18 protein-coding genes are annotated in these 25600 nt (G+C 42.6%); 5 read left to right on the top strand and 13 right to left on the bottom strand.

The genetic code is table 11. The annotated features are described in order from the left end of the window. Positions 1-9 precede the first annotated feature (9 nt). The 3 genes from BMX56_RS19880 to BMX56_RS19890 all read right to left on the bottom strand — a co-directional run bounded on the left by BMX56_RS19880 (position 10) and on the right by BMX56_RS19890 (position 5305). Positions 10-1983, bottom strand: coding sequence for an alpha/beta hydrolase-fold protein (locus BMX56_RS19880; protein ID WP_090651431.1), 1974 nt, complete (start codon positions 1981-1983; stop codon positions 10-12). Between the two features lie 30 nt (positions 1984-2013). Beyond that, complete coding sequence (locus BMX56_RS19885) at positions 2014-3288, bottom strand: glycosyl hydrolase family 8 (protein ID WP_090651432.1); 1275 nt, start codon at positions 3286-3288, stop codon at positions 2014-2016. Positions 3289-3355: 67 nt separating this feature from the next. After that, on the bottom strand, positions 3356-5305 hold the full coding sequence (locus BMX56_RS19890; protein WP_090651433.1) for a family 43 glycosylhydrolase: 1950 nt from the start codon (positions 5303-5305) through the stop codon (positions 3356-3358). A gap of 621 nt (positions 5306-5926) precedes the next feature. On the opposite strand from BMX56_RS19890, the gene BMX56_RS19895 reads away from it, so the two are divergent. Next, positions 5927-10063, top strand: coding sequence for a hybrid sensor histidine kinase/response regulator transcription factor (locus tag BMX56_RS19895; RefSeq protein ID WP_143065488.1), 4137 nt, complete (start codon positions 5927-5929; stop codon positions 10061-10063). 203 nt (positions 10064-10266) lie between these two features. On the opposite strand, the gene BMX56_RS19900 is transcribed toward BMX56_RS19895, so the two are convergent. The 6 genes from BMX56_RS19900 to BMX56_RS19930 all read right to left on the bottom strand — a co-directional run bounded on the left by BMX56_RS19900 (position 10267) and on the right by BMX56_RS19930 (position 18000). After that, positions 10267-11547: a family 43 glycosylhydrolase gene (locus BMX56_RS19900; protein WP_218152462.1), complete on the bottom strand. Its 1281-nt coding sequence runs from the start codon at positions 11545-11547 to the stop codon at positions 10267-10269. A gap of 234 nt (positions 11548-11781) precedes the next feature. Beyond that, positions 11782-13359, bottom strand: coding sequence for a glycoside hydrolase family 43 protein (locus BMX56_RS19905; protein ID WP_090651435.1), 1578 nt, complete (start codon positions 13357-13359; stop codon positions 11782-11784). Between the two features lie 99 nt (positions 13360-13458). Then, on the bottom strand, positions 13459-14556 hold the full coding sequence (locus BMX56_RS19910) for an alpha/beta hydrolase-fold protein (RefSeq protein ID WP_255369876.1): 1098 nt from the start codon (positions 14554-14556) through the stop codon (positions 13459-13461). Between the two features lie 193 nt (positions 14557-14749). After that, complete coding sequence (locus tag BMX56_RS19915) at positions 14750-16198, bottom strand: family 43 glycosylhydrolase (protein ID WP_090651436.1); 1449 nt, start codon at positions 16196-16198, stop codon at positions 14750-14752. A gap of 51 nt (positions 16199-16249) precedes the next feature. Next, positions 16250-16981, bottom strand: a complete 732-nt coding sequence (locus BMX56_RS19920; protein WP_090651437.1) for an acetylxylan esterase — start codon at positions 16979-16981, stop codon at positions 16250-16252. Between the two features lie 464 nt (positions 16982-17445). Further along, complete coding sequence (locus BMX56_RS19930) at positions 17446-18000, bottom strand: histidine kinase dimerization/phospho-acceptor domain-containing protein (RefSeq protein WP_090651439.1); 555 nt, start codon at positions 17998-18000, stop codon at positions 17446-17448. 531 nt (positions 18001-18531) lie between these two features. Here BMX56_RS19930 and BMX56_RS19935 point away from each other — a divergent pair. Together BMX56_RS19935 and BMX56_RS19940 are read left to right on the top strand one after the other, a co-directional pair. Then, positions 18532-18984 carry a pyridoxamine 5'-phosphate oxidase family protein gene (locus BMX56_RS19935; RefSeq protein WP_090651636.1) on the top strand — a complete coding sequence of 151 codons (453 nt, stop codon included), beginning with the start codon at positions 18532-18534 and terminating at the stop codon, positions 18982-18984. Positions 18985-19105: 121 nt separating this feature from the next. After that, positions 19106-19933: a universal stress protein gene (locus BMX56_RS19940; RefSeq protein ID WP_090651440.1), complete on the top strand. Its 828-nt coding sequence runs from the start codon at positions 19106-19108 to the stop codon at positions 19931-19933. Positions 19934-20039: 106 nt separating this feature from the next. On the opposite strand, the gene BMX56_RS19945 is transcribed toward BMX56_RS19940, so the two are convergent. The 3 genes from BMX56_RS19945 to BMX56_RS19955 form a co-directional block, all read right to left on the bottom strand. Beyond that, on the bottom strand, positions 20040-20429 hold the full coding sequence (locus BMX56_RS19945) for an HIT family protein (RefSeq protein ID WP_090651441.1): 390 nt from the start codon (positions 20427-20429) through the stop codon (positions 20040-20042). Between the two features lie 98 nt (positions 20430-20527). After that, positions 20528-21001, bottom strand: a complete 474-nt coding sequence (greA, locus tag BMX56_RS19950; RefSeq protein WP_090651442.1) for a transcription elongation factor GreA — start codon at positions 20999-21001, stop codon at positions 20528-20530. A gap of 254 nt (positions 21002-21255) precedes the next feature. Further along, on the bottom strand, positions 21256-22188 hold the full coding sequence (locus BMX56_RS19955) for an NAD(P)-dependent oxidoreductase (RefSeq protein ID WP_255369877.1): 933 nt from the start codon (positions 22186-22188) through the stop codon (positions 21256-21258). 129 nt (positions 22189-22317) lie between these two features. Between BMX56_RS19955 and BMX56_RS19960 the strand changes: the two genes are divergently transcribed. Both BMX56_RS19960 and BMX56_RS19965 read left to right on the top strand, forming a co-directional pair. Next, positions 22318-23031 carry a hypothetical protein gene (locus tag BMX56_RS19960; RefSeq protein WP_090651444.1) on the top strand — a complete coding sequence of 238 codons (714 nt, stop codon included), beginning with the start codon at positions 22318-22320 and terminating at the stop codon, positions 23029-23031. Between the two features lie 92 nt (positions 23032-23123). Further along, positions 23124-23678 (top strand): hypothetical protein, encoded by a 555-nt coding sequence (locus BMX56_RS19965; RefSeq protein ID WP_090651637.1) that lies wholly within the window; start codon positions 23124-23126, stop codon positions 23676-23678. A gap of 10 nt (positions 23679-23688) precedes the next feature. On the opposite strand, the gene BMX56_RS19970 is transcribed toward BMX56_RS19965, so the two are convergent. Beyond that, entirely contained in the window at positions 23689-25590 is a 1902-nt protein-coding gene (locus BMX56_RS19970) for a DUF4153 domain-containing protein (RefSeq protein ID WP_090651445.1), read from the bottom strand. Positions 25591-25600: the final 10 nt, after the last annotated feature.

Raw genomic sequence — 25600 nt, forward strand, 5'->3', positions numbered from 1 at the left:
TAAATAATTTCAATTCTTGAATATCAGGCTTGCAAACTGGTTTAAGGAACGCCTCCAGGATTGCCACTCATGCGCCGTGCCCGGCGATTCGTAAAACACATGTTTAATGCCGGCCTTTTCAAGTGCTTCGTGAAAACCCTTTACCGTGGTTTGCATTCTTTCCGGCTCGGTAGTTCCAACACTTAAATAAAGCACGTTAAGCTTTTTGTTAAAAGCATTGGCATCAGCAAATACACCGTTATACATTTTGGTTATATCGGTACCTGGCTGCATGAAGGCGGCACCGCTAAAACCTCCCACGAAGGCAAACTTATCGAGGTTGGTCATGGTGGTCTGCAAAGTTTGAAACCCTCCCATGGAAAGCCCTGCCATAGCCCGGTGATCGCGGTCGGCAAGTGTCCTGAATTTTACGTCAACCATCGGGATAATTTCCTTTACAAGCACATCCGGAAAAACATTACCTGCCATACTCATTCCACGGGCGTTAGTAGTAACCGGTTGGGTTGGGTCAGTAGCATAACCCCTATCCATAACAACTATCATCGGCGTTGCCTGTTTCCCGGCTATGAGGTTATCCAATATAAAGTTCATTTTACCTTGGGTGGGCCAGCCGGTTTCGTCTTCGCCCGAGCCATGTTGTAAGTAAAGCACCGGAAATCTTTTGCCGGTTTGCGTATCATAACCAGGAGGTGTATACACATTTGCCCGCCGCCATGCCTTTGTTATATTTGAGTAGTAGTTTACCGAACGCACCTCGCCATGAGGCACCTCTTTAGTGGTATAAAAATCACCCTCCGGATCAGGAATATCAATCCCGCTTGCCATTTTTCCCATACCGTAAAATGTTTGACTTGATGGATCGGCCACGGCAACGTCGTCAATTATCAGGGAATAATAGTGAAACCCCAATACAATCGGATCGGTAGTTACTGTCCAATACCCGCCGGTGTCTTTGGTCATGGGATACTTTTTCAATAAGTCAATTTGCACACTTTGCGCCTTTGGGGCCTTTACACGAAAAAAAACTGTATTGTCTGGAAATATCTGCGGGTACTGTACCCCCGGTATATTAGTGGGCGCCGATATACCTGCTTCATTATAAGTATATTGTGGAAACGTTGAGACATCTACCGGCTTAAAAAGCATTTGTGAAAACATATACAAGCCATTTTTCCAAACCTTAAAGTTATGGACACCCGGCTCGATATAATAGACATGCGGCACGCCTTTCTCTGCCAGGTAATCATGGGTACGTTTGCTAAATGCAATTAGCCCGTCGCTTGATCCACATGATATCCAAAGCAATTTTAGCTTACTCTTTGCCTCGCCGGGGTTAGGTACCAGTTCTTCTGGCTTTTTAGTATTGGGGGCCGAGGAAAAACCACCTACCCATGAAAATACGTCAAGGTTTCCCAAACCGAAATTTAATGATTGCCCGCCTCCCATCGATAAGCCTGCCACTGCCCTGTGATCCTTATCAGTAAATACACGGTATTTACTATCAATAAAGGGTATCAGATCGTTCAACAAATCTTTTTCAAAAACGGCAAAACCTTGTACCTTATCGGGTGCCATGATATTTCCTGTCGCGCGGTCATCCTTTAAAGCCCTGCCGTTCGGTAACACTACTATCATGGGTACAATTTTACCTTCGGCATATAGATTATCCAATATAACCTGGGGGCTACCACCGTTATACCACTCTTTTTCATCGCCACCTATGCCATGCAAAAGATACAACACGGGGTATTTTTTACTTTTGGAATATCCGGGAGGTGTGTAAAGAAGCGCACGCCGGGTATTGCCCACGGTTTTTGATTGATAATTAATGGTATCAATTTTGCCATGCGGAATGTCTGCACGAAACACATCAAAGCCCGCCCTTGCCTGGTGAACTATATTTTGTGAAAAAACCGGTATGCTAAATAGCAGAACAGCGTATGCCGTAACAACCAATTGCTTTATATATTGTGATTTGTTCATTGTTAATTAATAAGATAGGTACATAATTTATCAATTGGTTTGTGGTTGTATAAGCTGGTATTTGCCGCTGAGATGCATCAGGCTGAATAAATACAACAAGCCATCATAATATGGATCGAAATATCCATCTGCATAAGGTTCAAGTTTAGCGTTCCAAAGAGGCTTCACAAAATCGTATTTTGTATTATCGGCTATCATGAGCGAGGCTGAGGCCGAGGTGGCCACCAATCCCAAAGAATGCCTTAACTTCTTTACTCCTCCTGCCGGAAGAACAAACGCAGGCGTGGATCCATCTGTGTTAAACTGATCCTCAAAATCATTGATCCCCTTTGATCGTAAAAAGTTTTGAAAGCGTTTTGCATAATCCTGTTGCCACTTTTTGTCTTTCCCAAACCACACATAATCCATTGCGATATTCATCGGTACGCGCCAGGAGTCGAAACGAAAAGCCGATGGCATCCGCCTTCCACCGAGTGCCTTACCATTAAAATCGGTATTATCGGGATTAAGAGCTGTAACGGGGTCACAGGCCCTATGTAAAAATGCTCTTGCTGTATCTGCACAATCCCGGTAAAATTGTTCATGACCGTCTTTTGCATAAAGCGCCCATACCTCGTAAAATGCAGGCAGATGATAGGACGGATCTGTCCATCCATATCCGGCGCCTTCGGGCACAAAGGAAATTTGCTTAGCCGCCATGTTTATTAAAGGATGAACATTCGCGGCACCTTCTTTTTTCCACATGGCGTCAAGTATCCGCCTGGCCTCCGCATAATAATTAATGCCTGTACTGTTTCCCCACTTATTAGATGCAAAAAGCAGGTCGGTTACATAGTATAGTTCTCCGTCAGATGCAGAACCCTCTGAGTTATGCTTCATGGTTTGCGGATTAATGCTCCAGGCAAAATACCCTTCACTTGGTCCGTCCTGGTGTTGAAGATATTTTTTTGACCATCGCCATATACGGTCGAATACATCTTTTTTATTAAGCTGCACAGCGATCATCATACCATATGAAAGGCCCTCTGTCCTGGCATCGTGGTTTTTTACATCAGACACGTAGGCCATTGAATCGCCTACCTCGAAATAAACCTTGTTGGAGCCTTCAAACACATCATGATAAGCCTTGGCTACCTTAATGTTGATATCATCCTTGCTGTATCCCGCTTCATGAAAAAGATCGGGATAAACGCCGGATGCAAAGGCCCCTTTACTTGACATTTTTTTTGAAGCTTTGTGATTTTGGCTATTTGCCAAAGCAGGCAGCAAAGCAATCATTACATACAATAACACTAATTTTTTCATACTTAAGTCGTAGTTAAATAAAGATTTTGTCTTACTAATTTTCATATGGTCAATAACTAAAGTTATCCTACTTGCCGGGAAACCTTATGCTTTTAATAAAGATGCTTTGCGGAACGCCTGCAGGATACCGCACAAAAACATCATGTTGCCCGGTAACGTTTTTAAGTTGTTTGCTGAATGTTTTATAACTACCGCTGCCTGTAGCGCTTAACGGTATTGTGGCTATCAATTTACCGTTCTGAAGATCATCAAGCCATATTTGAAGCGAGCCTTTGCGATTTGAAGAAGCAAGTACCTGTACTGAAGATGGGGACTGATTTCCAAGTTCCACACCAGATATCATAAACCATCCACCGTACGCCGATGTATTGGTTACCATTTTATTAACAGTTGCTATTCCATAGTAATTACTATAGCCTGCTGCCGGTAAGGATGAGGCGCCGTCTTTGCAAATAAAGCAGTCAAAGTCCGCCGGCTTTCCTTCGGCAAATAACCCTACACTTGTACCTACCCATGAATTAAAATTTGGCTGGGTTTCATCAAGTTTAAATGCGTTAATTGGCCTGCCTAAAGAAACCCAGGTTTTTCCGTCGCCGCTATAATATCCGGTTAGTTCGTGGCCGTTTCTTTCCAGTTTCAGCCAAACTACGTTTCCGAAGATGTTCGGCACGCTCCTACTGGCCGTATCCATTGTAAAAACAATTTTCCTTCCGTTATTGTAACCACTGTAAAGCCTCACCACTACTGCCTGGTTTCCGTTAGTAAGATAAATACCAGCCCTGGTAGCGTCATTGGTTGCCCGCAGGTCAACCTTGGTAACAGCGGAATAATAGCGGTCTGTTTCTTTTTGAACAACGTGAGTACGGGCAGTATCGGGTGTAAGCCTTATCCATCCCCTCCGGGCGGTAAGTGAATAAGACGCCGAAGCTTTTTTGGTGAGGAAATGCCAGTTAAGACTCAGTACACTGCCGTCAAAATAGTCTGTTTTTACACTTGTCCATGAAATACCTGACTGTGGCAGGTTCGGTTTCGATATAGGCAAGGTGGTTGGCGCCATGCCCCATGGCCTGTCGCCCTCCCAGGTTACGGGATAAAGAGCGGTTTGGCGCCCGGTACCAGACCAGTCGTCGCCGTCGTACTTTTCATAGCTTTGCCCGATGGTCCACCACGTTCCATCGGCTAATTGAACGGGAGCCGAAATGTGGTTAGGGCGACGAAAACCTGCCTTATCATCGGTAACCGGCTTAAAAAAGTTACCCAGCCTCTCCCATTTTGTCGAATCGCCTGTCAATGCTCTTCCTCTTAAAACATATTGTCCGCCGGTAACATCACCAGCCGGAAAGTAATAATAATAACCATTGCGTTTACACATTACCGGGCCCTCTGCCCAGCTATATTGTAACCTGGCGTTTACCCAGTCGAGATTTATCACATGATCTGTTAATTGGCCATCCCTGCCCAAGGCTTGTAAACGATTAACTTTTTGACCGTTTTTTATGACCATGTAAGGTTTTCCGTCATCATCCACAAAAATTGAGTTGTCATAACCAAGGTTACCTGTTTCGGGGTTAGACTTTACCTGTACAGGAGCAGACCATGGCCCTTTAGGCGAACTTGCCTTACAAAACCACTGCCCGCCGGCCGAAAAGTAGATCCAGTAGGAGCCGTAAAAGTAGGTTATGGCTCCCTGCCAGATACCCACTGAAGGCCTATCGGTAACCCAGGCTGCCTTTGATGATGGCAACACCCTGCTTATTACCTCCCAATGAACAAGGTCTTTTGAGTGATAAATGGGCAGGTAGGGGTTAAAATGAAAGGAAGAGCCGCAGTGATAAAAATCATCTCCTACCTTAAGTAAGGTGGGGTCCGGGTGATCGCCAGGTAATACAGGGTTCACATAGGTGTTAACTGTTTGATAAAACGCAGCCGAGTCTGGTATTTTTTCCTGGCCGTTTACCAAAAAAGCTGAATGCGTGAAGATGAAGATAAGGCCCGTAAGCCGGATTAATTGGTGCATGATATTAGATAATTCAGATTGTGCCCGGGCGTTTTAAATTGAAGTGTTGGTTTACAGATTGGTTGTTTATCTGGCGGTTTAAGTATTCAACGTTGTGAAACCAACATTTGTTAAATCAACCCCGACCAAAAGTATTTTGAAAACAGAACTTGATGTGCCACAAATGTTGAATTAATCAACACTTTGGTTGAAATAAGTACTCTTTTACGACACCTGTGCCTTAATCAGGGCAAGGCAACAGCAAAACTCTAAATCATTTGACTGCCTAACATTTCATTTCTGCATTGGAAAGTAAATTGTGATACCGAAGGTTTATCAGCAATAAACGGCTCCCCCTCAAGTTGCTACAAATTAAGAGGCTTTACCTGGATGTTTTACGTTACAAATTCAAATATGCAAGTAAATATTGCACCAGGTATTCAGGTTAAAATCGCTATTTTTTTATTTATGCAATCGATTGCTTTTTATTAATTTATAGTTTATATTTACGTTGTGTGATTTTCACCAAACACTTGTTTGAAGTTGCACCGTTATAAACCTCCTATTTTTGAAAATGAAATTATTAGTACATCATCTGCGGATAAAGCGGGATGCTGTACAAATTTTTTAAACAGTACCGGAATGTTAAACTCCCTATCACTACTTAAGCGAGCTGCGGTTAAACGATTATTCTTAATTGTATTCACAGTATCAATCCTTATCACTAATCAATGCCAGGGGCAGTCTTTACGATTTACTGTACTTACATCTCACGATGGTTTGCTGTCAAACACGATTAATGCAATCATTAAGGATCGTTATGGTTTTTTGTGGTTTGCAACAGCGGATGGGCTGGACAGATTTGACGGATTAGAACATAAGCCGTATCGCTTTGACCCCGCAGACAAATCGGGCTTTCGCTCCAGGGAAGTTACAAGTATGTACGAGGATGAGACGGGGCAGTTTTGGGTAGGTACCATGGGGGGCGGGCTATATTACCTTGACCGTTCTCAAGATCAGTTCCGAAATTACAAGGAGAGTTCTGCCCGCGGACATCTCGCAAACAGCTACATCAAATCTATCTACGGTGATGCGCACGGCCGGCTTTGGATTGGTATGTTAGGAGGCCTGTGCGTACTTGACCCTAAAACAAAAAAAGAGGTATTTTACAAAACCAATGAGCAAAAACACGGACAGCTAAATTCGGGTGTTATATTATCCATCTTTCAGGACAGTCAGCGCCGGATGTGGATAGGAACAGGTAAGGGCCTTTATCTTTATAACGAACGATCAAACAGCTTCATTGCCTTTATGCATAAAAAAGACGATCCCGCAAGTATACCGGGTGACGCGATAAATACCATAGCCGAATTTCAGCATAAATTATGGATAGGAACTGACGATGGCTTAGGCAGTCTATCAGCAGATTTAAAAACCTTTACAAGTTTCAAATACAGCCCTAATGATGATAGTACCCTTAGCGGCAGCCTTATATACAGCATGGCTGCGGATGGCAATAAAATCTGGGTAGGTACCGAAGGTGGTTTGGATATATTAGACCCAATAACCGGAAAGGTAAAACGTTACAATCATGACGATAGGGATAAATACAGCGTAAGCAGTAAATCAATCCGTTGCATTTATAAGGACCCTGATGGGATTTACTGGCTTGGCACTTACCAGGGTGGTGTGGATAAGTATGACAAAAACCTTACTTTATTTAATTCAAAACAAAACAATGCTTATGATCCTGCCGGGTTAAGCGCGCCATTTGTTTCGTCATTTGCCGAGAATAAGGCCGGGGACTTGTTTGTTGGCACAGATGGCGGAGGCTTGAATCTTTTTCATGTCAAGAGCGGATTGTTTAGTCATATTCCTATAAAATCAAAAACAAGCAGCAACTCGGCCGGGCTTCCTATATTAACCATGATGCTTGACCGCAATCAACAACTTTGGATAGGCACGTTTCAGGATGGGTTGTTCATTTACAATACAAAAACAGGCGGGTACCAACAGTTAAATGCAGGAAATGATAATGCACACATAAACCACAACGAAATTTTTTGTTTAAAGGAAGATAGTAAGGGCCGGGTATGGATAGGGACCAATGGCAGCGGCGTTAATGTATTTGACACTGGTACAAAAACCTTTTTTAAATATACGTCAACACCCTCGTCTAATGGCGAACGTAAGTTACCCGTAAATGGTTATATCAGAGCTATTGAAGAGGACCGCGACGGAAATATTTGGATTGGCACCTATGGCAGCGGAATAGCAGTCTTAAATCCCGCAACTCAAAAGTTCCGGGTGTATAATAATAAGATTACCGGAATGGCTATTGATCGTCCGTTTTCGTTTTTGCAGGACCACAAGGGCAATATGTGGATTGGCACTGCCGGAGATGGGCTATTTTGCTTTAATCTCGACCATAAAAAATTTGTCAATTACTCCGCCCCAAACGAATTGCCAGATGGCGTTGTACATAAACTATTGGAGGATTATAGCGGCAACATATGGTTAAGTACTGATAAAGGAATATGCAGGCTTAACTCGGTATCTAAAAAGTTTACTCATTATTCCACCTACAATGGCTTACAAAACGATGCCTTCATCGACGGATCGGGCCTCCGGACAACCAGGGGCCTGCTTTTCTTTGGCGGGGCCAAAGGCTTTAATTATATTGACCCGCAGCAGGACGTAAAACTTAACAACAATACTCCCCCGGTATTTTTAACCACCCTTAAAATTAATAATAACGTTGTGTTATCCGGCAGTCACTCGCCGCTTAAACAGGATATTTCGGTAGCAAAGCAAATTGACCTGGATTATAAAGAAAACTTTTCAATCAGTTATTCTGCCATTAATTACACGCTTCCCCAGCAGAGCAGGTATGCCTACATACTTAAATCGTTCAATAAAAACTGGAATTATGTAGGTTCGGCTACAACGGCGTATTACACCAATTTAGATCCTGGCGAATACCTGTTTATTGTGCGGGCTTGTAATAACGATGGGATATGGAATAACTCAGGTGCCCAAATCCGTATTATCATTCATCCGCCAATATGGATGACCTGGTACGCCTATTTGTTATACGCCCTTATGGCTTTGGGCTCGTTACTGTTCATCCGCCATAGGGGGATAAAGAAATTAAAAGGGAAACTGGCGCTGGAACAGGAAAGAAGAGAAGCAGAACGATTGCATGAACTTGATGCGCTCAAAATTAAATTTCTTACTAACCTGAGCCACGAGTTTCGCACACCAATCTCGCTTATCATGGCGCCTGCAGATAAGCTATTGGCAGAACATAAGGATGAACAAACTACAGGCCAACTGGCCGTGATACGGCGCAATGCGCGGCGCCTGTTAAATTTGGTTAACCAGCTTTTAGATTTCCGCAAGTTAGAAGAACAAGAATTAAAGCTTAACCTCACCGAAGGCGAAATATTTTCATTTGTATGCGATGTTGTTGATTCCTTTCATGATCTGTCAGAATCGCGAAGCATCACCTTTAATTTTAAAGCACCCGCCGAAAAATTGTTCGTTCGATTTGATCACGATAAGGTAGAACGCATTTTATTTAACCTGCTCTCCAACGCATTTAAATTTACACCACCCGGTGGGACGGTTTCTGTTGATGTTATTCAGCATCCTACGCCGCACATAGATAAAACTACTTTGGAATTTAAAATAAGTGACACCGGTATCGGCATCAACCCGGACAGAAAACACCTGATATTTAAGCGGTTTTACCAGGCAGGGGAAACTAACACCGCAAACGTAAATCCGGGAAGTGGAATCGGTTTGTCAATTACTAAAGAGTTTGTTGAAATGCACGGTGGCACCATTACTGTTGAAAGCGAATTAGGAAGAGGTTCAGATTTTAGCGTGATGATCCCCCTTGAAGTTTTTGCTAATCGGTCAATTCAAGTTCAACTTCCTAGTAAAACAGATATTAAGGAAAAAGAGACCCGTACAAAAAGGAATATTGCCCAGGCGATTGCCGACATGCCGTTACTGCTTATTGTGGAAGATAATGATGAGTTCCGCTTTTACATTAAAGACCATTTAATGGCGCAATATAAAATTGTTGAAGCTTCAAATGGCGTAGAGGGTTGGGATAAGGCGCTATCATGCCATCCTGATTTGATCATTAGCGATATAACCATGCCATTTATGAATGGTATTACGCTGAGCAGGAAAATAAAAGCCGATAAACGTACCAGCCACATTCCGTTTATAATGCTTACCGCCTGCACACGCGAAGACGAGCAGTTAAGAGGGCTTGAATCGGGGGCAAATGATTACCTGACCAAACCCTTTAATTTTGAAATATTAAATGTCAAAATTAAAAATCTGTTGCAGCTTAATACCATGCTTAAAAACACCTATAAAAGGCAATTGACGGTCATTCACCCCGATATAGCGGTTGAATCGGGCAGGGAGAAGTTTTTAAACAAGGTGATCAATTACATAGATAACAACTTGAACAACCCGAAATTTTCCGTTGTGGACCTTAGCGAACATTTGGCAATGAGCCGGGGAGCACTTTATACAAAAATATTTGAGCTTACCGGTCTTCCGCCCGTTGAATTTATCCGCTCCTATAAGCTTGACCGTGCCGCGATATTGCTTCTAAAGAGCGATCTGACAGTTACTCAAATAGCGTATGAAGCAGGTTTTGCGACGCCGCATTATTTCTCCCGGTCATTTAAAGAAAAGTTTAACATGTTGCCATCCGATTACAGGAAGGCAGAAAATAACACCGTGATGGTATAAAGCAGAACGCCATATATTATTGAAAACATCAACCTATGGCCGTAACATCCGCACGCCCTATGCTTTTATGTACAACACTGCATAAAAAGCGAGACCAAAATGTCTGTCATTTGGGCCACGCGTTGATTTTAATGGCGTAAACATGCTGATCTCAATATGTTTAATACGGATAGTTTTATCCGGAAACATTAGGTAAGTACGGTTTATTTGAAGCTTATCCAGTCAACTTCTACGTGGCCTCTACCTTCTGTTTGTACAATAATGTTTTTGATGCCTACAGGCATCGATATTAATGTTTTTTTAACAATGCTCCAGTTGTTGCCCTTTGGTATAATAACTTTTGCTATAACCTTGTCCGGGTTATCTTCTGTACTAATTAATAATGTTCCACCGGTTGCCGAACAAGCGTTTACATTAACGTATCCCGCTGTTTGTTTACCAAAAAACACATTGTTATATTTTATCCATGAGCTGGCTTTATTGAAAACCGCTTTCCAGCCCTTGAATTTGTTTAGTGTGTCTATAAACTCCGTCTCTACTCCATTCGCGCTTTTGGCGCTATACCTATCTACCTGTATTTTTGTTGATGAGGCGGTTACGCCAATGCCACGTAGTGTAGGGATGACCTTACGGATTGTGCCATTTTCATTAAAAAACAAACTATCGGCCCGTACCGCCCGGTTTTTATCAAAGGCTGGCGATAAGTCGTCATTGTGATAAAACAAGTACCATTGATTTTTAAATTCTATGACAGATTGATGGTTTGTCCAGCAACCTGAAGCTGATTCGTCCATAAGTACGCCGGCATATTTAAAGGGCCCAAGGGGACTATCTGACATGGCATATTCAAGTCGTTCTGTTTTATCGGCCACATGCGGATAAGTCATGTAGTAGATACCTTTTCGTTCAAATAAATAAGGCCCTTCCTTTAATCCCTTATCGGGGAAGCCATCAAGTTTTATCGGCTCTGATGCCAGTTCAAGCATATTAGCTTTGAGTTTAGCGCCGTACAGGTTTCCTTGCGCCCAGTAAATATACGCCTGTCCGTCCTTATTAATTTGCACATTTGGGTCTATACCATGAACCCCGGCGATGGGCAACGGTTGCGGAGCAAATGGGCCGTAAGGTTTATCGGCTATTGCAACACCAATTGAAAAGCCCTTGGTGCCGCCAGGTTTTGCAGGTGCCGGGAAATAAAAATAATATTTTCCTGCCCGCTCAATACAATCAGGCGCCCACATACTATATGCCGCCGAGTCGGCCCATGGCACTTTATTTTGGCTTACAATTACGCCGTGATCCGTCCAATCGGTTAGGTTGGCTGACGAGAACACATGATAATCCTGCATACAGAACCAGCCAGCCCGGCCATGCCCGGGGGTAGCGGGAATATCGTGTGAAGGGTAAAGATATATCTTGCCATTAAAAACACGTACCGAAGGATCGGCAGTAAACTGGTTTTGTATAAGGGGGTTTTGCGCCATTAAGCAATTAAACCATAAGATAGATACAATCAGCGCCGCGCATTTTTTAAAATTCATCATCATTTACAAGATAGTGCCGCAAGGTAAAGGGATTACTCATTTCAGAATAACACTGATTAATACAATTGCAACACTGGTGTTTATAATCAAACAAATAAGGGTATTTGCTTCGTTTAAAGCGTATCCCTGTTTTAAGTGTTGCTATAACTTCCCCTATCTTTATAAACAACCGAATTAATGTTGGGTGGCTATTTTATCGCCTAACCGAAAATAATCGAAGTCGGCATATCCGCCGGTAACTTTTGTTGCATAGTTAAAAAGACCAAACCGGTAACCCATAAAATGCGGAATAGTATACGCCATTTGAAGCGTGGTGCCAATGGATACCCAATTATTTCCGTCGATGCTGTAATAAAAATAAGTCTTGTCGGCCCTATCCCTAAAATCACACGCGGCCTTCAAATACACCCGGTTTTGGACTAACGGAATACTTGCCAACTCGGCCGGCGAACCGCCCTGCGCATTTACCATAACGATAAACTTATTCCCGTTTTTAACCTTTACACCCACCCATCCAAATTTTTGCTGTAACAACGCAAGGCCGGCACAATCACCATCTTTAAGCCCGGATACATCAATAGCTGTAATGGCCGAGCATTCAGGGCCATACGTACGTTGTGTAAGCGTATTTCTCGCCGTAATTAAAGTAGTATCAAGCCTCCCTGTAGTTAGCCTAAGATACCCTTTACGCTGACGCAGCGACCATAATTGGTTAACCGGGTTATGGTTCCATTGCCAAACCAGGGGCAAATCTTGCTCACCAGGCCTGCGGTTAAACTCATCCGAGGCTATGATACCCGGCATTAATGATTTATTTGCCGGTAACCCGACGGTATCTGGGGCCTGATGATTTATACCCAATACAGGCCAGCCATCCTCCCATTTTACCGGCACCAGGTAAGGCACCCGGCCTACCGAACCAAAATCGCGAAAAAGGTAGGCAAACCACCGGCCATTGGGTGTATTCACCAAACCACCCTGCGCTACGCCTTTATCCTGCAATGCCAGCCTGCCCTCGTAGAGGCCGGTAATATTATCTGCCCGGTGAATAAGAACACTTCGCATTCCACCACGCGGCCACGAAATATTGAACAGGTAATATTTCCCGTTGATTTTGAACATCTGCGAGCCTTCTGCCGGCAATCCTAAATTCGGCCCTGCAGCCAGGCTGGCGTTCTCTATCAGCACCTGTGGCTTTGTGTCGGGTTTTAAGCCGGACAGATCATCCTTCAATTGTGCCAGCATGATGCGCCCGCTTCCATAAATCATATAAACTTTGCCATCATCGTCAAAAAACAAGGAGTGGTCATGCAGGCTTGGTTTAAAGGATAAAGCCTTCCACGGGCCTTTTTCAATATTATGCGTGGTATAAATATAAGTTTTGCCGGTGTTGCCCGCAAAAGTAGATACATAGTAAATGCCATTGTGATAGCGCAGGCTGCTTGCCCACGAACCTCGCCCATAGCTACTTTTACCATTGTTTAAGTTTAGGTCATCGGTATCATCCAAAATATCATACGCATAGCTAACAAGTTTCCAGTTAACTAAATCTTTAGATTTCATTATCGGCACCCCGGGGCTCATATGCATGGTAGTACTGCTCATGTAATAAGTATTGCCTACCCTGATTATTGAAATATCAGGCACATCCGCATAAATAATTGGATTATGAGCCGTTTGGGCAAAAGAGGCGGAGGTAGCCAACAAAAAAAAAGCGAAGCCCAGAAAATAGTTATTCAAAATTTTGCTCATGGTTGGTTTATGGTATTATATGCATAAATAGCAAAAAACACGCTTAATTGCTTTACTCACAATTAAGCGCACTTAAATATATTAACACAACAAGGCAGCTTAATCTTTAAACAGTAGCGGCGCAAGTTCTTTCAGGCTGCGGCGCCAGGTTAGAAACTCATGGGCAGTATTCTCTGAAATAAAAGACACGGCGTTGTAGCCTGCTTCTTTTAATGCAGCCGCGGCGTTATTTACGCCAGCAGGATTTTCCTTGCTTCCGCAACTTATAAAAATAAGTTTAGCCTTAGGTTTATCTTTTAACTCAGCGGGCGTATAAATCCCGCCGCTTAAAAGACCGTAATAGGCAAATTCATCGGGCTTGGCAAGTGTTATTAAATGCGTTTCCATGCCGCCCATTGATAACCCTGCCATAGCGCGGTGTGCCCTATCGGCAACCGTACGGAAATTGGCATCCACATAAGGTACCAATTCATCTGTTAATACAGTTTCAAAAGCATCTATCTTAAAATCCCTCAAGCCACCAGGTTTCATTTTAATATCGTTGGTCATGCCATAGGTCATCACTATAATAAAAGGTTTTATTTTGCCTTCAGCAATCAGGTTATCCATGATCAGGTTGGCATGGCCCTGGTTGCTCCATGCAGTCTCATCTTCGCCCCAGCCGTGTTGTAAATACAGCACAGGGTATTTCCTCGATCTTTCCTTGTCGTATCCCGGAGGCGTATAAACGAAGGCCCTTCGCTGCGTATTTGTACTTTTTGAAGGAAAAAATATTTGTTGCACATTGCCGTGAGGCACATCCTTTAAGGCGTAAAAGTCCTGGTCATGAGCAGGTATTTCTATACCGCTTTCCCAACGGGTAGAACCGTAATAATTCAACGTGCCCGGGTCGTTAAAAATGCCTCCGTCAACTATTAAGTGGTAGTAATGGAAACCCTCATCCATTGGCCCTTCCGTTGTGCCCGAAAAATATCCGTCGGTACCTTTCACCAGTTTAGTCCCGCCTCTTCCGCCCAGGCCTAATGTAACCCGTATACTGTCGGACTTTGTTGCTTTTATACGAAAACGTGCATAACCTTGCGAATTAACCTGGGGATATTCCTGGCCAGGCTGGTTAAGGCTTGAAGACCGGAAATCTTCTTTGATCTCGCCTGTGCCGGTTTGAGCTTCACAAAGGCTACCGGCAAATGTGGCCATTAACATTATAACTAAACATTTTGAATTCATATCGTTGATCATTTACATTTCAAGTTCGTTGTATTTCAAGATCGCCTTTCAACAAAATAGTATTTAGTCAACAGTACTAAGTCTAAAGTTGAATTTTCTTTTTTGGCTTAGAACTTAAGACTTTGGGCTAAAGACTACCCGTCATTTTATCATTGACAAGACATCAGTGAGTCCTTAAATTCCACTTGGAATTATCACTATTCATATCAAACCTGGCGAGTGTAGGGGTGCTGTCTCCAGATGAAACTAAAGCCAGCTGCTCCCCCGAGTTTGGAACCACTTTTGGCATAATCCGATAAGTTCCATCAGTCAGCTGATCAATTCGCCATAATTGTTCCGGCGCTCCGGTAAACGTTGGTACTGTCACAAGCTCAGCTTCGGCTGTTGCTGCTAATGCGCGGTCTGTTCCGGCAATTACTATTTTATAATACGGTCCGCCCAGGTATCCCCCTGCGCCTGGGACTGATGAAATTGCCCATTTTTGATGTGGGCGAAACATATAATCACTTATCCTTACACCAATGTTTCCGGCTGGCCAGCCGGAAACTACATCTGCTAACTCCTGGGATGGTACCGGTTTCACCGGTTCATCATTATTCCGGTTAAATCGCATTCCGCCTGGCATTCTTGTAAAATCAACGCCCAATTCTAAGGCGTATCCCCTTCGCTCAGACTCAATCTCATAAGTTCCTTCTTTGCAGTTATCACCTGCCACCGGCCATCCATTTTTCCATAGTAGTGGGCGAATGCCTAATACGCTACGGCCACTTTGATCCAGGTCTGCCTCGTAATGGCAAGACATTTTTTCAACGCCATCGCCAACTATAATACGTCCAAAATGTCCTGGCCCAACCAGCCTGTCGCCGGCTGCAACTACCATTTTGCCACCTCCCTTCAACATATCCCTTCCTATATTATCAAGGTACGGCCCGGTTACTTTCCTGGAGCGGCCAACAACAATATTATAGGTTGAGTTTGGGCCATCGCAGCAGGTACCATGTGTTCCAAGCAAATAGTACCATCCATCACGGTATAACAAATCTGTGGCCTCACAATCAATAGCTATGTTTAGTGCCTTATTACCTTCAACACGCTTACCCGTTTTAGGGTCAAGCTCCACAAGGCGTATATACCCAAAATAGGTACCGTAGGATAACCATAACCTTCCATCGGTTGGGTCAAGCAGAAGCCCCGGATCTATCGCATCACAGTCTTCAATACCATCAGACGAAGCAACTTTAACAGGTTCCGAGTATTTAAAATCCGGGGACTTTGGATCAAGCGACTTATTCCACATGGTCAGTATTGTTCCGTTATGACCGCCTGCCAGGCCGCCGCCGGTGGCGCCATAAACAATAAGGTAGCGGTCACCAATTTTTAATACATCAGGAGCGGCCCCGCCGCCGGGCCTTACTCCGCCGCCATTCCATGTCCAGCCATCTTCGGATATTAACCCGCCTCCAAACGTTCCGAATGTGTAGTACTTTCCATCGCATTCTGCAATGGTGGAAGGGTCATGTATAAATGGTTTGCCAACTTGTGCATTGGCCTGTGGGGCTAATAATAATGAGAACAGGGATATAGTACTTAATACCTTTACTATTAATTTCATAATAACTCAATTGCTTTACAAATCCGGTGTTAAATGCGATGATCAGTTAATTTATTGCAGCGTGATAGATACATCTTTTATCGGCACACCTTTTTCATCCAGCAGCCGGACACAAAAATCACTGAGTCCGGGACCATTGATTACTGCTCCGCGTATGATGTTTTTCCCATTGTTTAGCGTCAGCCGGGGCGAAACGCAATCATCCATTACCATGCGCCTGTCCCCATCAAGTATTACCGCTTCTTTTCCATTTAGCCACCACATTGATCCTCCGTTTGAGCCCACCGCCAATCTTACATTTTTTATCTCCCGCGGGCTGTTTACTATGGTTACTGCCCAAAATAATACAGCATAGGTCTGTTTCCTTAACCCATAGGCCAGACGGAATAATTTGATGTTGAAATTGGGGCTTTCCAATGCATGCCATAATAATTCCTGTTCGCCAGCTTTTACTTTTTCTCCATTCCGGGGAATAACCGTAAACTGGTTTGAGAAATAATCGGTTTCAAATTGCGTTTTCAGATAGTTAACGGTAAAAACAAGATTACTGCGTATTGATTTGTTAATGGGCTCTAATAGTGACCAGCGCTGAATAAATCCTTCGGCATTCGGGTTTTTTTTTGATGCGGTAGCCGGGGTAAAGAATGGCGCGATACTTCGTGCGGTATCATTTTCGGTTATAACATCGATCTTGCCTGAGGTTGCAGACTGGCCTTGTGATCTTAAGCCTAACAGAATTACAAAGCCCGCCGCCAACAATAATGCACTGCGTTTAATATTCATGGTAGATACTTTAACTTAAATCAATTTTGGTAAATAATGGATTGTCGAAAATGCATTGATGTTCCGGCCTGTTGATGCATTGCATAAAAAATCGTTTGCATGGAACATCGACAGCCTGATACCCTCACATCTTATTGATGATACTTGGGGTTAACATTAAAATGTTTCTTCAATTTTTAAAAATGGCTTATAAATTATTGGCTCAAAACTATACCTTCAGAAAAGGACATCATCACACTATTCGGCAATAAAAGTCAACTTTTGTCAATAATATAGCATGAATTTTAGGTTACGACCGATTTTCATTATTTATTCGAACATGTCCTTGATGCCATTTCCTGTCGAAATAAAAAAGTTGTCCCTGCGGCGAAATTCTATGCAAAAAAACTTAGCCCTCATTACTTATCAAAACCTGGCGACTGAAATGAAATTTCACATCAAACCAGCTCAGGCAGATATGTTCTTCAATTTTTCTTAAAACGGTTTGAAAAAATCCTCAGCAGGATTACTTGTATAAGGAGAGTTTTAAGCCTAACATCCGGCATTTGATACTTAATACTGTTGCTGATCATATTATGAAAAATGCTTTCCAGGTAAAGCCTCGGGAAATTTACTTCGCCTACCTCAAATCTGGAGATCACCTCCACACGGAAGCGAATAATTTCTGAAGTAAACATGTTCAACGTCGTCTCTAATACCCCCTGCAGGGAACACCGTTTGCCCAAAATACTTCCGTTCAATCTCACTTCCAGAATCTGCATCAAGTCGCCAAGCGTCTCATTTAAAGCCTTCGCAGAAGTGGATAGCATTTCGATCAGTTCTCGTTTTTCCTCGTCCGACCCTTCAGTCCTTATCATCTCGGTCAAATTAATTATGGAAGCTATTGGTCCCCGTAAATTATGGGTAACTATCCCATTAAAGTCCCGCAGTTGGCTGATTTCATCATTGAGCTGAGTGGAAGTATGTAAGAGGGTCTGGTTCTTTAATTGCTGTTCGTTCAGCAGTTTCCGTCCGTCCATTCCGCAAATTCAGTAATGAAACAGTAAAAACCCCTCAGATGACATCATCTGAGGGGTTTTTACTGTTTCAAGGCGTACCAAGTTATTATGGATCAATCAGAAGTTGGGATCAGTCCGAAAAGTTTGCGTCTTTCGAAAAAATGCTGGTATTTGGGAGTCATTTAAGATACGCATACGAACTCCGAATTAGTGCCTAACTATTTGATATACATAATATAAAATCGGAGATGGCTTTCTGAACCTCGCTCTCTTTGCCTTTTTTCTGAAAAAGCCAAAAAAATATTCAGTTCATGGCAACGGTTATCGGATTAACAATATCCCTGAAAATAAAACCTGCAATTAAACGCTCTAAGGTTCCAATCACCGGGATCAGATAAAGGCAGATGTGATAATAATGGACGCGTTTTTGCGGTTTTGGCAAGCGATAGTGACAGGAGTCACTTTTTAATAACAAAACGGTCATTTTTAAACAAGGGAACCAGCCTTAGTTTTGATGCTGTTAATCACTTTGTATTGCTAAAATTAAAAATTATGTTGGGAGCACTTACAGATTTGCAGATAGAAAGCTTGTTGAAACAGCAGGTTACCGGCCGTATCGCTTGCCATGCCGATGGAACGACTTATATCGTTCCGATAAACTATGTTTATAGCGCACCATATATATACAGCCATTCTGCAAATGGTAAAAAAATTGAAATGATGCGAAAGAATCCTGAGGTATGTTTTGAAATTGACGACATCCAGAACATCTTTAGCTGGAAAAGCGTTGTTGCCTGGGGGCATTTTGAAGAAATAACCGATATAGACGAAAAGGCTCGCCTGATGCAGGGAATTATACATCGCATAATGCCCATGGCCAGTCATCCCGCTAATCATCCTTCGCATGGGATAACTGAAAACGACAGCGATGTGGGCGACAAAGTTGAACTTATTATTTATAAGATCAATCTTGATAAAAAAACCGGCCGGTTTGAAGGTAACTGAGGCCAGCTTAAATATGGCCTATATGATTGATGATTACAAGCAATTTTTAGGATGACCGTAATCATGTTTTCCCTGACAAGCGTTTGTGAGATTTACTCTTGAAAATTATAACTCCGACACTATGAAAACGATTATCGTAATTAACGATGGTTCTCCATCAGCCACCCACGCATCAAAACAGGCTTTCGCTATTGCCAGGGCGGTGCAAGCCAATATTTTAGTGGCCGATACCTATGAGGTTAATACAATGGTTTCCGCGAAAGTGCTGGCCGGGCACAGTATTCAACAACCGTTGATTGCCGGAGATCGTTTAGCTCGAATGTTAAATGCGCTTAACCAGGAACCGGCAAACTACCATCCCGAAATATCAGCAATGGATATCGCCGATTTTGATGCTACACAATTGGCCGCTATGATAATCAAAAATGATATTTGGCTAATGGTAAGCGGAAGCGGTACCGTGTTGCAAAATGGGCCGCGACAACCTTTATTAAACCTCCAAAGCGTATTAAATAAAGTGCAGTGCCCGCTGCTAATAGTGCCCGAAAACTGGACATTAAAGAACATACAACATATAACTTATATGGCCGATTTACGGTATTGCCGCGCTGCCGTTGTAAAATACCTTGTTCAACTGGCCGAGCCTATGCAGGCCAGCGTAGCTGTAGCGCATTTGTCGGCCAAGGGAATTCCGGATATCGAGGAAAGTTATGGACAGCAACTGTTTACCGAACGGGTTGGAAATCATATCCGTAATTTCCCGGTTGCTTTTAACAACATCAGAGAAAAAGACATTAACAAGGCGCTTGATGTTATAATTAACGGAATGCATAACGATGTGCTGGTGCTTGTTAACCACCGTTATCATTTTAAAGAGATCATTGGGGATTATTTGACCGAAGCGCTGCCGGGGCATATTACAATACCATTGCTGATATTTCCGTATTAACCAAAGCCAGGGGAATCATGAATGGTTTTGCCTTCAGGGTTAAATAAAAAAGGTATTGCTTTAAGCAATACCCCGTTATTTTTTTTAAATCAATGCAGACAAGTATTTAAAACGCTGCTTTGATCTTATCTTTTGTAACACTCAATTCTTCGGCACTGAAGCTTAATTTAGGCCTCGAAAAGTTAAGGTCGTCAACCCGGTTCATGGGGATAAGATGGATGTGTGCGTGCGGTACTTCGAGGCCGATAACAGCCACCCCTACTTTTTTACATGGTATAGCTGTTTTAATGGCTGTAGCCACAATTTTGGCAAATATTTGCAAACCGGTATAAGTTTCGTCATCCAGGTCGAAAATGTAATCAACTTCTTTTTTCGGGATCACCAGCACATGCCCTTCGGCCAGTGGATTGATATCTAAAAAAGCCAAAAACTCATTGCTCTCGGCCACAACATATGCCGGAATCTCGCCTGCTATAATTTTCGAAAAGATGTTCATTGTTAATTATTTGAAAATTTAAGGATTTGAGAATTTGAAGATGGCCGGGCGATTCGATATTTTCAAATTCTCAAATCTTCAAATTCTCAAATTAAAACTTACCGGCTAACTTCCAGTATTTCAAATTCAATTTTACCTGCCGGTACCGTGATCTCAATTTTTTCGCCAACTTTTTTGCCTAAAAGGCCCTTGGCTATGGGCGATGCTACTGATATTTTGCCAGCCTTCATATCAGCTTCACTTTCGGCCACCAACTGATAGCTCATGGTTGCGCCGTTTTTAAGGTTTTTAATTTTAACGATAGAAAGCGCCAGCACTTTTGATGTATCCAGTTTTGATTCATCCAATAAACGGGCATTGGCCAGGGTTTCCTGCATTTGGGCTATTTTGGCCTCATGCAGGCCTTGCGCCTCTTTAGCAGCATCGTATTCCGCGTTTTCCGATAAATCGCCTTTATCGCGCGCTTCGGCAATTTGTTTTGATATATCCGCACGGCCGGTTGTTTTTAACCTTTGTAATTCTTCTTTTAGTTTTTCTAAACCATCCTTGGTAAAGTATGATACCTCTGCCATAACACGTAAATTAATTATTATTTATCCTATTGGTTGTCCAAAAAAAACCGCCCTCCCTTTTTTAAGAAGGACGCAACGACTGTAAAAACAAACAAGACTATATGGGCCATGCCTACATAGTCTTGTTTAGTATTGAACGAAGATAAGTGATTTAAGTTTTAATATGCAAATTTATTTGCCTTCGGCTGTTCATGGATCATTGTTGATGGTTCATGGATAAAAAGTAAGCGGATTCGGCTATGATCTATGAACCATCAACCATGAACTAAATCAACCAATTTCTCCGCCATCACTTCACTTATCTTCCGGTACGAATCAAACGTCCAGCCGGCAACGTGGGGGCTTAGGATAACCTTGCCGCTTTGGCGCAATTCGTCGTACCAGGCCTGCTCGGCCAGGGTAGGGAATTTTTCAACTTCAAGTACATCTAATCCTGCACCCAATATTTTACCTTCTTTAATGGCTTTTAATACGCTGCTTACTTTTGCGGTTTTTCCCCTGGAGGTATTGATAAAAAATATCGGCTTTTTAAAGTGAAACAGGTATTCGTCATCAATAAGCCCATTGGTTTCTGATGTAAGCGGTACGTGTATACTTAGCACATCGCTTAGTTTTACTATCTGTTCCATGCTTACTTCGCGCGCATGGCGGTCGCTAAAGCCGGTTTTATACTTATCGTAAGCAATTACATCAACCTGGAAGCCTGATAGCTTACGGGCAAAGCTATGCCCCATATGACCATAGCCTATAATGCCAACAGTTTTTCCTTTCAGTTCGTAGCCGCGGTTGCCCTCTCGCTCCCATTTGCCATTCCTGATCTCGGCATCGCCCCGGTTAAAATTATTCATTAGTGAAAGCAATAACCCTATGGCATGTTCGCCAACAGCATCGGAGTTGCCTTCGGGCGCATTAATCAGTTTAATGCTTTTTTCGGCGGCGTAAGCCTCGTCAATATTGTCCATCCCGGCACCGGCGCGGGCCACAAATTGCAGGTTTGTGGCCAAATCAAAAACTTGTTTGGTTACCTGGAATTTTGAGCGGATAACCAGGCCCGCGTAATTGCCTATAATTTGTAAAGCTTCTTCGGTTTTTATGATTGGCCTGTAATCGCATGTATAACCCTTGGCTTCGGCCAGCTCCATAAATATGGGATGTACATCATCAACAATTAGAATGTTATTTTTCAACTCGTCAGTAATTTTTTTATAAAAGGCGAATTTACAAACACATAGGTTATTAATGCGTAGCATTTTACGGTTTTACTCATTTTTACGCTTTAAATATATTTACATTGCAATTTTAAACCTATTGAAGCAATGGAAAATCTACCTAAGCAAATAAAAACATTAAAATTATACCTGGCCCTACTTACGGTAACTATAATTGTGTGCTTTGGCTTTATTATACGGCTGATGAGCAATCAAGCCCATTTTAAACAAATAACCGCCGAGCGGATTGACATTGTTGAGCCTGATGGTAAAATACGCATGGCCATAAGCAATCGCCAAAGCCAGCACCCTGGCACTATCGACGGCAAACAACTGCCCAAACGCGACCGCCCAGCCGGCATGATATTTTTTAATGATGATGGCAATGAGTGCGGCGGGTTGGTATATGATGGCGATAAAAAAAGCGCGAGTATGACCTACTCCATCGATCAGTATAAGAACGACCAGATTATGCAGCTTCAATATAGCCAGGAAAATAATGGCCCGCAATTGCAAAGAAGCTATGGTCTGAAACTTTGGGATAAGTACGATAATTTCCCTTCATCAAAGGTTTTGGCTTATATTGATTCACTGAACAAATTAAATGATACTGTTGCATATAAAACAGGAATTGACAAGCTTAACGCATCTGGCCGGGTAACCAAAGAAAGGCTTTTTGTTGGTAAAAACGCAGGGGGCGATGTGGGCTTATTTTTGAGCGATGCCAATGGTAAGCCAAAGCTGAGGATATATATTAACAAACAAAATCAACCCGTAATTGAAACCCTGGATGATAAGGGCGCGGTGATAAAAAGCCGTTAACTTTCTGCCATATTTACCCGCTTTATTAATTGGCACGAGAATAGCTTAGTATGTTACAAGGGCTTGCTCTTTTTGCAATAAACCAATTAAAAATGAAATCATTAAAACAAATAGGCACCGATATAAAACACTATTCCGAACAATTATCGCACGATGGGTTTAAGCAGGTGTTTGATCATATCGATCAATTGAACGTAAAAAAAGGCGTCGACAAACTTGGCCTTGATAAATTTATAAACCAGTGCGCAATTATGGCTGCCGGCAGCGGTGCCATATCGGGCAGCGGCGGTGTTTTAACCATGGTAATAGGTATGCCTGTTGATGTGCTTAACCTGATAACCCAGCAATTCAGGGTTACTATGGCCATTATGTACCATAACAGAGGCAGCTATCAAATGGGGTTCGATGAGTTTATGAAACTGGTAGCTATATCTTTTAAAGTAGAAGCAGGTATCGCCATTAGTAAAACCATGATGGAAAGCATTGCCGAAAAGATAATCTTAAATTTAGGCGTACGCACTGCCGAAAGGTTGGTGCCGGTTGTTGGTGCTGTTATTGGCGGAACAACCAATTACTTGTTTATTAAACGGATGGCAAAATCGGTTAAGGAAATGCAAGGGCTGCCGGTGGTAATACAGGTGAATTGATAATCTTCTGTTATCTACGTTTGATGTAATAGGTGAAGGTTAAAAACATAAATTGAGGTTGTTTTCCTTTGGGGGCCGATATGCGGACATTTTCGACCTGGAGTTTTACTTCAAAGTTGTTGTTTTTGAGACTAAGCGATAAAGAATCGGACGGTATTCTGTAGATATCCGAGTAAACGTCTGCGGCTAAGCGGGATTTATATGCAGCCAGCTTTTTCGGGTCTTTCATCAATTTTTGGATAATATCGTTGGCATCAAACCGGAAGCTCTCTTTATTGATTTTTAAAATACAAACCCTGCTGTCAAGCGTAGTATGATTTAATTGTAAATCGCCAAGCTCGTCGGTTAAGCTATCAATCATATAGCCGGGGCTGTATGAAAAATCGTAGCCTTTGATGTTCCTTATCTTGCTTTTTTCACTAAACTCATAATCGTCGGTTATCTTGGCGCTGTCGCTAACGGGATAGTCATTGGCTTCAAAGTGATGCAAGCCCAGGAAGGTTCTTGCCCATTCATATTTACTTTGTCTCAACTCGTAGCGGCTGTAAAACCCATTCATAATTGGATAATTGGGCTTTTTTATTTTTCCTAACGAGTCGGATACAATGGCAAGATCCTTGTTAAAGTAAGGCTGTAACGGCGATAAATCGTATTTACTCACAAAATAATTTAGGGTAGCTACTATCTTACTGCCATCCTTAACATTCACTTTAGTACTGTCAACCTTGATAAATTTGCCATTTTTTAAAGCGTTATATTTTTCAAAAAACTTAACTATAATGCGCTTTTGCGAATACAAACTCACCGAAAATGCACTCTGTGGTCCGTAAACCGATAACAGTGTTAGTATGCAAAGCGATATGGGAATCAGCTTTATGTTTTGTTTTTTGAAGGCTAAAAAGTAAACAGAGATAAATAAAAGCCAGCAGGCCAGCGCCAATAAAAAGTAACGCCACTCGGTAATGCCATATTTAAATACCCGGGCACCTACAGCCACAAATAGCAGGCCCAGTAGCGGGATTAAAAAAAAATAAAAATTGCGGGCATAAGTTTTGATCCATCTGTTTTCGGCTTGCTCACGCACCGGGTAAACCAACAGTAAAGATAATATGCCGAAAACGGCGTATCCGAGGATAAGGTTTGACACCAGGCCCTTAGGCAAGCTCCATTGTATTAATATTTTCAACCCGTAAGCCAGCAGGATAAGCAGGTAAATGGTAGATAAAGGAATAAGCACATATTGGGCAAAATTCTTTAACCCCTTTGGGTAACTTAAATCGGCATCAAGTGATTGGGTATCCTGGGGTACTCCTGCTAAAAAAATCGTTGTTGTAAAAATGCCCACTATCCAAATCCAAAGGATGGCATAAGTATCCCACTCAAATTTAAAATTGAACAAAAAGTTGGTTGCACCAATAGCTACAGCAACGCCTAAAAACAAAGCTGCGCCGAATTGGACGCTAAGTAAAAACCGTAAAAAAAGGGTGCGGTTAAACTGCCAAAACCCATTAACTTGCCCCTTGCCCGTAAATGCCGCAAAGGCAACCAGTAAATGAAACGAAAGCGATAGCAGGAAAAACCGGATATAATCGGCTTCGCGGGCGATAGGATTGATGATGAAAATGAGCGAAGCTGCAAAAAGCGCAGCTATGGTTTTTATAATGAGTTTATTTTGTTTGCTAAACTGCCGGCTTTGTGTAAATAGCGTGGCCGACAGGCTTAAAAGCAAACCCAGGTTGGCCGTCATCACCCCGCGCATCAGCCAGCCTTCATGTACCCGGTTCAAATGGCGAAGTTCCACCTCGATAGTGCCTGCTATGGTGCCAATAAGGGCAAAAAATAATTCAAAGGGATAGCGCTTTAAGGTGGACAGAAAGCCTTCGGCCAGCGTTTTTATGGATGGGAATTTCATTGCGACAGGG

Source organism: Mucilaginibacter sp. OK283, assembly GCF_900110415.1.
Taxonomy (GTDB): domain Bacteria; phylum Bacteroidota; class Bacteroidia; order Sphingobacteriales; family Sphingobacteriaceae; genus Mucilaginibacter.

What these genes read in the sequence shown, in the direction of transcription:
- BMX56_RS19880 (WP_090651431.1), bottom strand. Translation starts at nt 1,983, where the DNA reads ATGAACAAATCACAATATATAAAGCAATTGGTTGTTACGGCATACGCT.
- BMX56_RS19885 (WP_090651432.1), bottom strand. Translation starts at nt 3,288, where the DNA reads ATGAAAAAATTAGTGTTATTGTATGTAATGATTGCTTTGCTGCCTGCT.
- BMX56_RS19890 (WP_090651433.1), bottom strand. Translation starts at nt 5,305, where the DNA reads ATGCACCAATTAATCCGGCTTACGGGCCTTATCTTCATCTTCACGCAT.
- BMX56_RS19895 (WP_143065488.1), top strand. Translation starts at nt 5,927, where the DNA reads ATGTTAAACTCCCTATCACTACTTAAGCGAGCTGCGGTTAAACGATTA.
- BMX56_RS19900 (WP_218152462.1), bottom strand. Translation starts at nt 11,547, where the DNA reads ATGGCGCAAAACCCCCTTATACAAAACCAGTTTACTGCCGATCCTTCG.
- BMX56_RS19905 (WP_090651435.1), bottom strand. Translation starts at nt 13,359, where the DNA reads ATGAGCAAAATTTTGAATAACTATTTTCTGGGCTTCGCTTTTTTTTTG.
- BMX56_RS19910 (WP_255369876.1), bottom strand. Translation starts at nt 14,556, where the DNA reads ATGGCCACATTTGCCGGTAGCCTTTGTGAAGCTCAAACCGGCACAGGC.
- BMX56_RS19915 (WP_090651436.1), bottom strand. Translation starts at nt 16,198, where the DNA reads ATGAAATTAATAGTAAAGGTATTAAGTACTATATCCCTGTTCTCATTA.
- BMX56_RS19920 (WP_090651437.1), bottom strand. Translation starts at nt 16,981, where the DNA reads ATGAATATTAAACGCAGTGCATTATTGTTGGCGGCGGGCTTTGTAATT.
- BMX56_RS19930 (WP_090651439.1), bottom strand. Translation starts at nt 18,000, where the DNA reads ATGGACGGACGGAAACTGCTGAACGAACAGCAATTAAAGAACCAGACC.
- BMX56_RS19935 (WP_090651636.1), top strand. Translation starts at nt 18,532, where the DNA reads ATGTTGGGAGCACTTACAGATTTGCAGATAGAAAGCTTGTTGAAACAG.
- BMX56_RS19940 (WP_090651440.1), top strand. Translation starts at nt 19,106, where the DNA reads ATGAAAACGATTATCGTAATTAACGATGGTTCTCCATCAGCCACCCAC.
- BMX56_RS19945 (WP_090651441.1), bottom strand. Translation starts at nt 20,429, where the DNA reads ATGAACATCTTTTCGAAAATTATAGCAGGCGAGATTCCGGCATATGTT.
- greA (WP_090651442.1), bottom strand. Translation starts at nt 21,001, where the DNA reads ATGGCAGAGGTATCATACTTTACCAAGGATGGTTTAGAAAAACTAAAA.
- BMX56_RS19960 (WP_090651444.1), top strand. Translation starts at nt 22,318, where the DNA reads ATGGAAAATCTACCTAAGCAAATAAAAACATTAAAATTATACCTGGCC.
- BMX56_RS19965 (WP_090651637.1), top strand. Translation starts at nt 23,124, where the DNA reads ATGAAATCATTAAAACAAATAGGCACCGATATAAAACACTATTCCGAA.
- BMX56_RS19970 (WP_090651445.1), bottom strand. Translation starts at nt 25,590, where the DNA reads ATGAAATTCCCATCCATAAAAACGCTGGCCGAAGGCTTTCTGTCCACC.